The organism is Bradyrhizobium uaiense (assembly GCF_010811875.1).
GTDB classification, from domain to species: domain Bacteria; phylum Pseudomonadota; class Alphaproteobacteria; order Rhizobiales; family Xanthobacteraceae; genus Bradyrhizobium; species Bradyrhizobium uaiense.
Window position 1 is genome coordinate 1 of sequence record NZ_VKHP01000308.1, and the last position, 9,880, is coordinate 9,880.

Sequence of the window (9,880 nt, forward strand, 5' to 3'; positions counted from 1 at the left end):
TCGAGCTCGCCCTTGTGGCGGATCGCGCCGCCGAGCCGGCAGTACTGCTCAAAATAGCTCGGCGAGTGCGCCATCATGCGGAAGATGTTGGCATTGCGGTTCTTGTCGAGGATCTCGCGGGTGCGCGAGCTTGCGATCACGCGCACTGGCATTCTTTGCGAGGCGCCTTACGAGATCGTCGCGCACAAGCGCATCGGCAAGAATGTCGGCGTCACCGACGAGCAGAACGCTGCGCTGGAGAACTGGCAGTCCGCGACCTGCTTCAGCGAGGTGCAGCGCGCGGCGCTGACCTTCACCGACGAGATCGTCAAGCTGAAGAAGCCGACGGATGCGACCTTCCAGGCGATCGCGGCGCTGTTGACGCCGGGGGCGCTGATCGAGCTGCAGCTCTCGGTCGGCTTCTACATCATGACCTCGAAGTTTCTCGAGACGTTCGAGATCGACACGCAGCCGGTGACGGAAGTGGTGAGCTAGACGCACGTCGCGCTTTCTTGCCTCGCCCCGCTTGCGGGGAGAGGCCGGAGTGCATGTAGCGTAGCGGAACGCGATCCGGGTGAGGGGGAGCCTTCGCGAGTTCCGCTACAAGTCGTTTTGCTGAAGCAGCCCCTCACCCCAACCCTCTAAGAGCGAGCTTCGCTCGTCTCGACCCCGCAAGAGCGGGGCGAGGGAGTAGAACTACCCCGACGTCAGCAGATCGACCTTCGCATTCGCCACGATCAGCCGCTCGGCGAGGATCTGCGCGAGGTTGCGCATGATGCGCTCGCCGGCGCGCGGGTGCTGCTCGCGGAAGCGCTCGAAATCCCCGATCGCCACCTCATAGGCGGAGGCCGACATGTCGGCGACGACGTCGGCCGAGCGCTTCGGCTCCAACAGCGCCATCTCGCCGAACGCCATGCCTGCGGTCAGTGTCGCGAGGCGGATGCCGTCGGGCAGGGTGACGTGGACCACGCCGCTGCGCAGGAAGAACAGCGAGGCGGCCTCGCTGCCCGCGGCGATGATCTTCTCATTCGGCTGATAGGTCCTGACCGTGCAGAGCGAGGTGAGGTCGGCGATTTCGGCCTCGCTCAATCCGGCGAGCAGCGGCTGCTCGGAAAGTTCGGTCGTCTCCAGGAAATCGATCGAGCCGCCGTAGCGGTAGACGATCTGGTCTTCCGCCCACTCGATCGCAGTGTCGAGCAGGTAGAAATCCCTGATATTGCCGAGCCGGTTGGTCCACTCGCTGATCGTGCTCCACTCGCGCGAGGTCCGCTTGATGCCCGAGAGGATCACGGTGACGCCGAGCTCGGCCAGTTCCTGGAAGGCCTCCGCGACCAGCCTGGCGCCCGCGCGGGTCGTCGCGGTGACGCGGCGCAGGTCGAAGATCACGAACTCCGGACGCGGGCTGCCGGCGAGGCGGCGCGAGACGTAGTCGACATTGGACAGCGACAGCGTGCCGACCAGCTCGATCACGCGCACCTCCTGGAAGTGCTTTGCCAGGATCTCCTGTTCCTGCGGCCGGCGTACCCGCCGCGACGGATTCTTTCCGATATTGTAGTCGGCGATGATGCTGTGGCGGGCATCGTCGCTGCGGTTGAGCATATGCAGGTCGTAGTGTGCCGACAGCGCCTCGCAGACCTTGATGCCGCGCACGCTGTTGCCGTGCTTGTCGAGCTTCGGCGAGTAGCTGCCGAGCCCGAGCCGGGCCGGTAGCGCCGCCAGGATGCCGCCGCCGACCCCGCTCTTGGCAGGGATGCCGACGCGGTAGATCCATTCGCCGGCGTAGTCGTACATCCCGGACGACGTCATCACCGACAACGTGCGCGCGATCGCGTAGGGCGTCACCACTTGCTCGCCGGTTACGGGATTGATGCCGTGGTTGGCCAGCGTCGCCGCCATGACGGCGGTGTCGCGCGCGGTGACGAGGATGGCGCATTGCCGGAAGTAGACGTCGAGCACCGCGGGCACGTTGTCGGTGATCACGCTGTTGGTGCGCAGGAGATAGCCGATCGCCCGGTTGCGGTCGCCGGTGGCGCTCTCGGAAGTGTAGACCGCCTCGTCGACGTCGAGCTCGCGGCCGGCGAAGCGGCCGAGTGCCTGGCGGATGTAGTCGAATGCACCGTCGCCCTTGTCGGCATGGAGCAGGCCGGAGCAGGCGATCGCGCCGGCATTCACCATCGCATTGAACGGGTGGTTCTCGGCGTTGAGCCGGATCGAATTGAAGGGGTCGCCGGACGGCTCGACGCCGATCACGCTTTCCACCCGCTCGGCGCCCAGCGTGTCCAGCGCTAACGCGAACACGAACGGCTTCGACATCGACTGGATGGTGAAGGGCACCCTGGTGTCGCCGACCTCGTAGACATGGCCGTCGAGCGTCGCAAGGCTGATGCCAAAATGGGCAGGGTCGGCCTTGCCGAGCTCCGGGATGTAGTCGGCGACCGTGCCCGCCGCCTCCGGAAGGAAGTCTGCATAACAAGTGTGCAGAAACCGCAGCAGCGGCGGCTGCGAGCGGGCCCAGTTGATCGTGCTGGCGGTGACGGGAGGAGGCGATTGTTTCATCGCCTCCTGTTGTGCAACGCAATCAGGGCGCACGCAACCGAGCGCGCAGCGACGTCAGCTGTGCGGCGCCCGAGCAGGCGCGGGCCGGTGGGCTGTCGGTTTTCGAACAGATGTTCATAAAACGAGCGGTTGCTCGGCAATTGTCTCGTTATACGAAACTTCTGAGCCGGGAATGTTTCGAACGCGAAACAGCATGCGACCCTTTGCGGCTCCTGAGGAGCCGCGGACCGGGATGTGGCATCTGGGAATTTGGTCCGCGCGGGGCGGCCTGACGGTCCGCCGCTCAAGTCTCGACGATCGCGATGGCCTGGCCTTCAGCGATGACATCGTCGATCTTGACCAGAATCGACTTGATTTTGCCTGCCGTCGTCGACGTGACCGGAATCTCCATTTTCATCGCTTCGACGAACGCGATCTCGTCGCCATCGCCGATGCTGTTGCCGGCTTCAACTGGAAGCGCGCAAACGCGCCCGGCAACTTCGGTCACAACCTTGATCTCTGGCATTCCACTCTCCGATACCGTGTTGCGGAAATTTCATCCGGCGAACGGCTTTTTGTTGTGGCGGCAGATTGCCTGAGGTAGCTTCATCTGCAAGTGGAATTTTATTCCGCATGACGGAATGGAGCCAAAACAAAATGGGACGGCGCTCGGAACGGCTAAGCAGGCAGGGAGTGCTCGCCAGTGAGACTGGCGATGACGATGTGATCCAGGTGGTGTCGCGCGCCTTCGATGTGTTGAGGTGCTTCGAGGGACACGAGGCGCGGCTCGGTAATCTCGAAATCTCGAACCGCTGCGGCTTGCCGCGTTCGACGGTGTCGCGGTTGACGCACACGCTGACGCGGATGGGACAGCTCGTTTATCTGCCGCGCGATCAGAAATATCGCATCGGCCCGAGTGCGGTCGCGATGAGCACCACGATGATGAAGGGGCTGCAGCTTCGCAATCTGATCCGGCTGCGTTTGCAGGATGTCGCCGATCAATTGCCCGGCACCGTGGGCTTCGTCATCCCCGACCGCTTTCATCTGGTCTATCTGGAGTTCGCCCGCGCGGCGAATGCGCTCGGGCTGCACGAGGCCACCGGCAGCCGCATCTCGATGGCGACCACCGCCGCCGGCCACGCCTACACCGCGGCGCTCGATCCCGCGATCGGCGACGCGCTGATCGCAGAGATGGAAGGCGAGTTGCCCAACGGCGCCAAGATGCTGACGCCGCGCATCGAGGCCAACCGCCGTCATTTGCAGGAGCACGGCTACGTCGTCGCCTGCGGCCTGTGGAGCCCGCACATCAACGGCGTCGCGGTGCCGCTATGGTCGCCGCAATATCAAACCTATGTGGTCACCACGATCGGCCTGCTCTCGGCAATGTATGACGAGCAGCGGCTGCATCGCGAGGTCGCGCCGCAAATGGTCGAGCTCGCCGCCGCACTCGGCAGCCTGCTCGAAGGCGCCGACGGCGACATCTTCAGCAATCGGATCGAACGCAAGTCGCTTCCGGTGACCACCCATAACAACAACAAAATCATCAAGACGGGAGCAGTGAATGAACTGGAAGCCGGAACTCGACGACCTCGCCCGGCGCGAAGCGTTCGCGCGGGAGATGGGAGGCGTTGACAAGGTCAAGCGGCAACGCGACCAGGGCCGGCTCACGGTTCGTGAGCGCATCGACAAGCTCGTCGACCAGAACAGCTTTCACGAAGTCGGTGCCATCTCCGGCATCGCCGAATACGACGAGAGCAACGAACTCAAGAATCTGACGCCGGCAAACTGCGTGTTCGGCCGCGCCCGGGTGGACGGCCGCACTGTGGTCGTGGTCGGCGACGATTTCACCGTGCGCGGCGGCTCGGCGGATGCATCGATTTCCGCCAAGCCGCTGATGGCGGAGGAGATGGCGCATGATTTCCGCCTGCCGATCGTTCGCGTGATCGAAGGCTCCGGCGGCGGCGGCTCGGTGAAGACGATCGAGACCAGGGGCGCCGCCAATCTGCCCGGCGGGGTCGGCGGCACGCGCTGGTACTGGTACACGACCGCCAATCTGGCGCGCGTGCCGGTGGTCGGTCTCGGGCTCGGCTCGGTCGCGGGCTTGGGCGCCGCGCGGCTCGCGGCCACGCATTACTCGGTCATGACCAAGAGCTCCGCGATGTTCGTCGCCGGCCCGCCGGTGGTGAAGCGCCTGGGGCAGGATCTGACCAAGCAGGAGCTCGGCGGCGCCGATATCCAGACCCGCGCCGGCGCGATCGATCAGGCCGTCGAGACGGAAGAGGAGGCGTTCGACTATGCGCGGCGTTTCCTGTCCTATCTGCCGGCGTCGGTCTACGACCTGCCGCCGACCATTCCCTGCACCGACGATCCGGAACGTGCGGAGGAATCGCTGCTGAAGGCCGTGCCGCGCAACCGGCGGCAAGTCTACAAGATGCGGCCGATCATCGAGGCCGTCGTCGACAAGGGCTCGTTCTTCGAGGTCGCCGCGAATTTCGGCCGGCCGGTCATCACGGGGCTGGCGCGGATCGAGGGCAGGGCGGTGCTGCTGCTCGCCAGCGATCCCTTCCACTACGGCGGCTCGTGGACTTCGGACGCGTGCCAGAAGGTGGTGCGCTGGGTCGACTTCGCCGAGACCTTCCATCTGCCGGTGGTCTATCTGATGGACTGCCCCGGCTTCATGATCGGGCTCGAAGCGGAGAAGTCGGCGACCATCCGCCACGGCGTGCGGGCAATGGCCGCGGTGAACCAGAGCACGGTGCCGTGGTGCACGATCATCATCCGCAACGCTTTCGGGGTCGCCGGGGTGGTGCATCAGCCGGCCAACCGCTTCTCGATGCGCTACGCCTGGCCGTCGGCCTATTGGGGGTCGCTGCCGCTCGAAGGCGGCATCGAGGCCGCCTATCGCGCCGAGATCGATGCCGCCGCCGATCCCGCCGCCAAGCTGCGCGAGATCGAGGATCGGCTCAACAAGCTGCGCTCGCCGTTCCGCTCGGCCGAGAAGTTCTGGGTCGAGGAGGTGATCGACCCGCGCAAGACGCGCTCGCTGCTCTGCGAGTTCGCGCGTCTGGCCGAGCCGATCCGCAAGGCGGGGCCGCCGAGCAACATGTCGACGCGGCCGTAAGGGCTTTTCCTCCGCCGTCATTGCGAGGAGCTCGCGACAAAATTGCAAAGCAATTTTGCGCTGAAGCGACGAAGCAATCCATCTATCCCTGAGGGGAGGCGTGGATTGCTTCGCTTCGCTCGCAATGACGGTGAAGGAGCGTCCGCTTACTACTCTGCCTCCCGATGCACGTCGTGGATCACGATGCCCATGCCGTTCTCGGGCATCTTGATCCATTCACGCCGCTTCAAAGAACGCTTGGTGTCCTCGTGTCCGCTCGCCCAGTGCTCGCGCATCGAGGTGCCGGAGAATTCGTGGTCCTTGGCGTCGCCCTCATAGGCCTTCTGCTGATAGATCAGCTGCAGCAGCGTGATCCCCGGCAGCCGGCTGTTCGCCTTCTTGAGCTGGCGTTCCTCTTCCGACAATTGGTCGTCCGGGATTTTCCCAGCGCGTTATGCAGGGCGGTGCGCAGATTGTAGGTCTTGCGGTAGACGTCGGTGTTGTAGCGGGTGCGCGACGAATACATGATGTCCTTGTGCCGGGCCATCACGTCCTGGATGTCGCGCGGCAGCATCCCGCGCGCCGAGAACAGGTCGACCTGGAACACCAGCGAGTTCGCGTTGTCTTCCTGGTCGAGCAAATGCTGCAGCGGCGTGTTGGAGACGATACCGCCATCCCATCAACCTGACCGACATCGTCGTCAAGGGCTCGTGGATCGGGCCGGGCCGGCTGCATCTCGTGCCGCACGTCAACGCACCGGTCGCCGACTTCCCGGTCAAGCGCGTCGTCGCCGCGCATCACTACATCGCCGATCTGACGCTGCCGTTCGGCCGCGTGGTGCACGACTACAACAAGGAAGCCGCCGAGGCGGCAGTGCCGACCGGCCTTGCGGCAGAGTAGCGCGGTCGCCGACACAGACTGAAGCGGGCAGCGGCCTCAGGCCGCCGCCGGTTTCGGCTCCACCGCCGGCTTCGGCTGCGGCCGCGCGATCGCGAGCGTGATCACCGCCGCGCCGACGCAGAGCGCGCCCGCGATGAAGAACGCCGGCAGATAGCTCGCATAGACCGTGCGCGACACGCCCGCACCGAATGCGGCCGCGCCGGCGCCGAGCTGATGGCCGGCAAAGATCCAGCCGAACACCAGGTTGGCGCGCTCGGCACCGAAGCGCTGCGCGGTGAGCCGCACCGTCGGCGGCACGGTCGCGATCCAGTCGAGGCCGTAGAACATGGCAAACAGCGACAGCCCGTAGAACGTGAAGTCGGAGAACGGCAGATACAGCAGCGAGAGGCCGCGCAGGCCGTAATACCAGAACAAGAGATAGCGGTTGTCGTAACGGTCCGACAGCCAGCCCGAGATGATGGTGCCGAAGAAATCGAAGATGCCCATCGCGGCGAGCAGGCTCGCGGCCTGCACCTGCGGGATGCCGTAATCGAGGCACATCGGGATCAGGTGAACCTGGACGAGGCCGTTGGTCGAGGCGCCGCAGACGAAGAAGGTCGCAAACAGGATCCAGAACACCGACGATCTCGAGGAGTCGCGCAGCGCGCCGAGTGCAGCCGCCATGATCGGCGCGGTGGCCGGCGGCGGCGCGGGAAGGGGCGCGGCTCCCTCGTCGCCGAACGGACGCAGGCCGACATCGCTCGGCCGGTCGCGCAACAGCATGAGCACCGCAAAGGCGGCGACGCCGAGCATGATGCAGACGAATCCAAGCGCGACGCGCCAGCCATAGCGCTCCGTGATCGTGGCGAGCAGCGGCAGGAAGGCGAGCTGCCCGGTCGCGACGCTCGCGGTGAGCATGCCGATCACGAGGCCGCGCCGCGCCACGAACCAGCGCGTGGCAATGGTCGCGCCGAGCACCAGCGCGGTCATGCCGGTGCCGATCCCAATCACGACGCCCCACAGCGCGATCAGCTGCCAGACCTGCGTCATGGCGAGCGAGGCCAGCAGGCCGGAGACCACGATCAGTTGCGCCGCCAGCGTCACGTTGCGCAGGCCGTAGCGGTTCATCAGCGCGGCGGCGAACGGCGCCATCAGCCCGAACAGGATGAAGCGGATCGACAGTGCCGAGGAGATCTCGGCGGTCGACCAGCCGAATTCCTTCTGCAAGGGCACGATGAAGACGCCGGGCGCGCCGACAGTGCCGGCCGAGATCAGCGCGGCAAGGAACGTCACGGCGACCATCACCCAGCCGTAGTGGATATTGCGGCGGGCGAGGGTGGAAGCAAGCCAGTTCGAGATCATTGGGCCCCGGATGAAATGCGATGAGGGTACTATTCGTGATGCACAATATGGCACGAGAGCGCCATGTCTAAAATGACATTGTTCCCTCGTTTTCGGACTCGCTACGCCCTGCCGTCATTGCGAGGAGCAATGGCGACAAAGCAATCCATGGTTCGGCCAGCGCCGAGACATGGATTGCTTCGCTTCGCTCGCGATGACGGTACGCGGGATCAGTGCGTGACCCGCTCCACGGCGATCGCGGTGGCTTCGCCGCCGCCGATGCACAGCGCCGCGACGCCGCGCTTCAGGTTCTGCGCCTCCAGCGCGTGCAGCAGCGTCACGATCAGTCGCGCGCCAGTGGCGCCGATCGGATGGCCGAGCGCGCAGGCGCCGCCATTGATGTTGAGCCGATCGCGCGGGATGCCGAGGTCGCGTTGCGCCGCCATTGCGACCACCGCGAACGCTTCATTGATCTCGAACAGGTCGACGTCGCCGACGCTCCAGCCGACCTTGTCGAGCAGTTTTCTGATCGCCGGGATCGGCGCCGTGGTGAACCATTGCGGCTCCTGGCTGTGGGTGGCGTGGCCCTTGATCTCGGCCAGCACCGGCAATCCGTCGCGGTCGACAATCGAGCGTCGGCTGAGGATCAGCGCCGCGGCGCCGTCGGCGTTGGCCGAGGAGGCGGCCGGCGTGATGGTGCCGTTGGCGCGGAACGCGGGCTTCAGGCCGGGGATTTTGGCCGGATCGACCTTCAGCGGATGCTCGTCATTGGCGATGATGCGCGGACCGGCCTTCTCGGCGAGCGTGATCGGCGCGATCTCGGCCTTGAAGCTGCCGCTCTCGACCGCCTTGCGGGCGCGGCTCAGCGTCTCCATCGCGAAGGCGTCCTGGTCGGCGCGGGTGAACTGATAGGCCTCCGCGGTCGCCTCGCCGAAATCGCCCATCGAGCGGCCGGTTTCATAGGCGTCCTCGAGCCCGTCCATCATCATGTGGTCGATGATGCGGTCGTGGCCGGCGCGATAGCCGCCGCGCGCCTTCTGCAGCAGATAGGGCGCGTTGCTCATGCTCTCCATGCCGCCGGACAGCACGATCTCAGCCGAGCCGGCCTTGATGATGTCGTGGGCCAGCATGGTCGCCTTCATGCCGGAGCCGCAGACCTTGTTCACGGTGGTGGCGCCGGTGGCATCGGGCAGCTTGGCGCCGCGCGCGGCCTGGCGGGCAGGCGCTTGGCCCTGGCCGGCGGGCAGCACGTTGCCCATGAACACCTCGTCGATGCGTTCAGGCGCCAGTTTTGCGCGCTCGAGCGCCGCGCCGATCACGTGTGAGCCGAGCTTGTGCGCCGCGAGCGGCGTGAGTTCGCCCATGAAGCGGCCGAGCGGGGTGCGGGCGGCGGAAAGGATGACGACGGGATTGGCGCTGGATGCCATGGCGGAACTCCGTTCAATGCTGGAATCTGATTGAATTATATGCATCATATGATGCAGCGCAAAAAATGCAACTCCGCCGGTCATGACAAAATGTCGTGTTCGCATGAGTGGGCGGATGATGGCGCGCGATCTTCCTCCAGCGCGGCTGTCGTCTCGGCGAAGGCCGGGATCCATACGCCGCGGCGGATGTTGTCGGTGAATTCGTCGTTCCGCCATCGCGCAACAAGCAGCATTTGGGGTTATGGGTACCGGCCTTCGCCGGGACGACAGCGAATGGGTTGCGCGGTCCATTGCCAAATATCGTCGTCCCGGCGAAAGCTCTCGAACCGTCATCCTGAGGTGCGAGCGGAGCGAGCCTCGAAGGATGCGCGGCCCGGCTGGTGGCCGTCGATCCTTCGAGGCTCGCCGAAGAGGCTCGCACCTCAGAGCATGTGAATTTTTTGTGGCTGGGGCAAAAAATGTAGCCGGAGCGATAGCGGATGTGATTCCCTACACTGGCAGAATTGCAGGAAGCGCGAGATGGCTGAAGACAAGCTTTTTGGAGAGCTGCCCGAGCAGCCGAAGCCGCGAACTGATGCGGCGCCCGCGGGCGAGCCGCGTCTGCGCAAGCCGCAGCGGG

Annotated in this window: 7 protein-coding genes and 2 pseudogenes; 4 read left to right on the plus strand and 5 right to left on the minus strand. The window is 65.3% G+C overall.

Annotation, left to right across the window (positions count from 1 at the left end):
* Positions 1-120 precede the first annotated feature (120 nt).
* Positions 121-474, plus strand: coding sequence for a carboxymuconolactone decarboxylase family protein (locus tag FNJ47_RS41275; RefSeq protein WP_347341788.1), 354 nt, complete (start codon positions 121-123; stop codon positions 472-474).
* Between the two features lie 201 nt (positions 475-675).
* Here FNJ47_RS41275 and glsA read toward each other — a convergent pair whose 3' ends face one another.
* Positions 676-2,535 (minus strand): glutaminase A, encoded by a 1,860-nt coding sequence (gene glsA / locus FNJ47_RS41280; RefSeq protein WP_163161935.1) that lies wholly within the window; start codon positions 2,533-2,535, stop codon positions 676-678.
* 283 nt (positions 2,536-2,818) lie between these two features.
* Positions 2,819-3,040 carry an acyl-CoA carboxylase biotin carboxyl carrier protein subunit gene (locus FNJ47_RS41285; protein ID WP_076860467.1) on the minus strand — a complete coding sequence of 74 codons (222 nt, stop codon included), beginning with the start codon at positions 3,038-3,040 and terminating at the stop codon, positions 2,819-2,821.
* Positions 3,041-3,171: 131 nt separating this feature from the next.
* Here FNJ47_RS41285 and FNJ47_RS41290 point away from each other — a divergent pair, with 131 nt between their 5' ends.
* Together FNJ47_RS41290 and FNJ47_RS41295 are read left to right on the plus strand one after the other, a co-directional pair.
* On the plus strand, positions 3,172-4,146 hold the full coding sequence (locus FNJ47_RS41290) for an IclR family transcriptional regulator (RefSeq protein ID WP_163161936.1): 975 nt from the start codon (positions 3,172-3,174) through the stop codon (positions 4,144-4,146).
* Positions 4,076-5,635, plus strand: a complete 1,560-nt coding sequence (locus tag FNJ47_RS41295; protein WP_163161937.1) for an acyl-CoA carboxylase subunit beta — start codon at positions 4,076-4,078, stop codon at positions 5,633-5,635. The genes FNJ47_RS41290 and FNJ47_RS41295 overlap by 71 nt, the downstream gene beginning before the upstream one ends.
* A gap of 149 nt (positions 5,636-5,784) precedes the next feature.
* On the opposite strand, the pseudogene FNJ47_RS54880 reads toward FNJ47_RS41295, so the two are convergent.
* Positions 5,785-6,188: pseudogene (locus FNJ47_RS54880) on the minus strand (DUF3734 domain-containing protein).
* 104 nt (positions 6,189-6,292) lie between these two features.
* Between FNJ47_RS54880 and FNJ47_RS41305 the strand changes: the two are divergent.
* A pseudogene (locus tag FNJ47_RS41305) lies at positions 6,293-6,514 on the plus strand (acetoacetate decarboxylase family protein); the annotation flags it as partial.
* Between the two features lie 36 nt (positions 6,515-6,550).
* Here FNJ47_RS41305 and FNJ47_RS41310 read toward each other — a convergent pair.
* Complete coding sequence (locus FNJ47_RS41310) at positions 6,551-7,855, minus strand: MFS transporter (protein WP_163161938.1); 1,305 nt, start codon at positions 7,853-7,855, stop codon at positions 6,551-6,553.
* Positions 7,856-8,064: 209 nt separating this feature from the next.
* Positions 8,065-9,261 (minus strand): acetyl-CoA C-acyltransferase, encoded by a 1,197-nt coding sequence (locus FNJ47_RS41315; RefSeq protein ID WP_163161939.1) that lies wholly within the window; start codon positions 9,259-9,261, stop codon positions 8,065-8,067.
* Between the last annotated feature and the right edge of the window lie 619 nt (positions 9,262-9,880).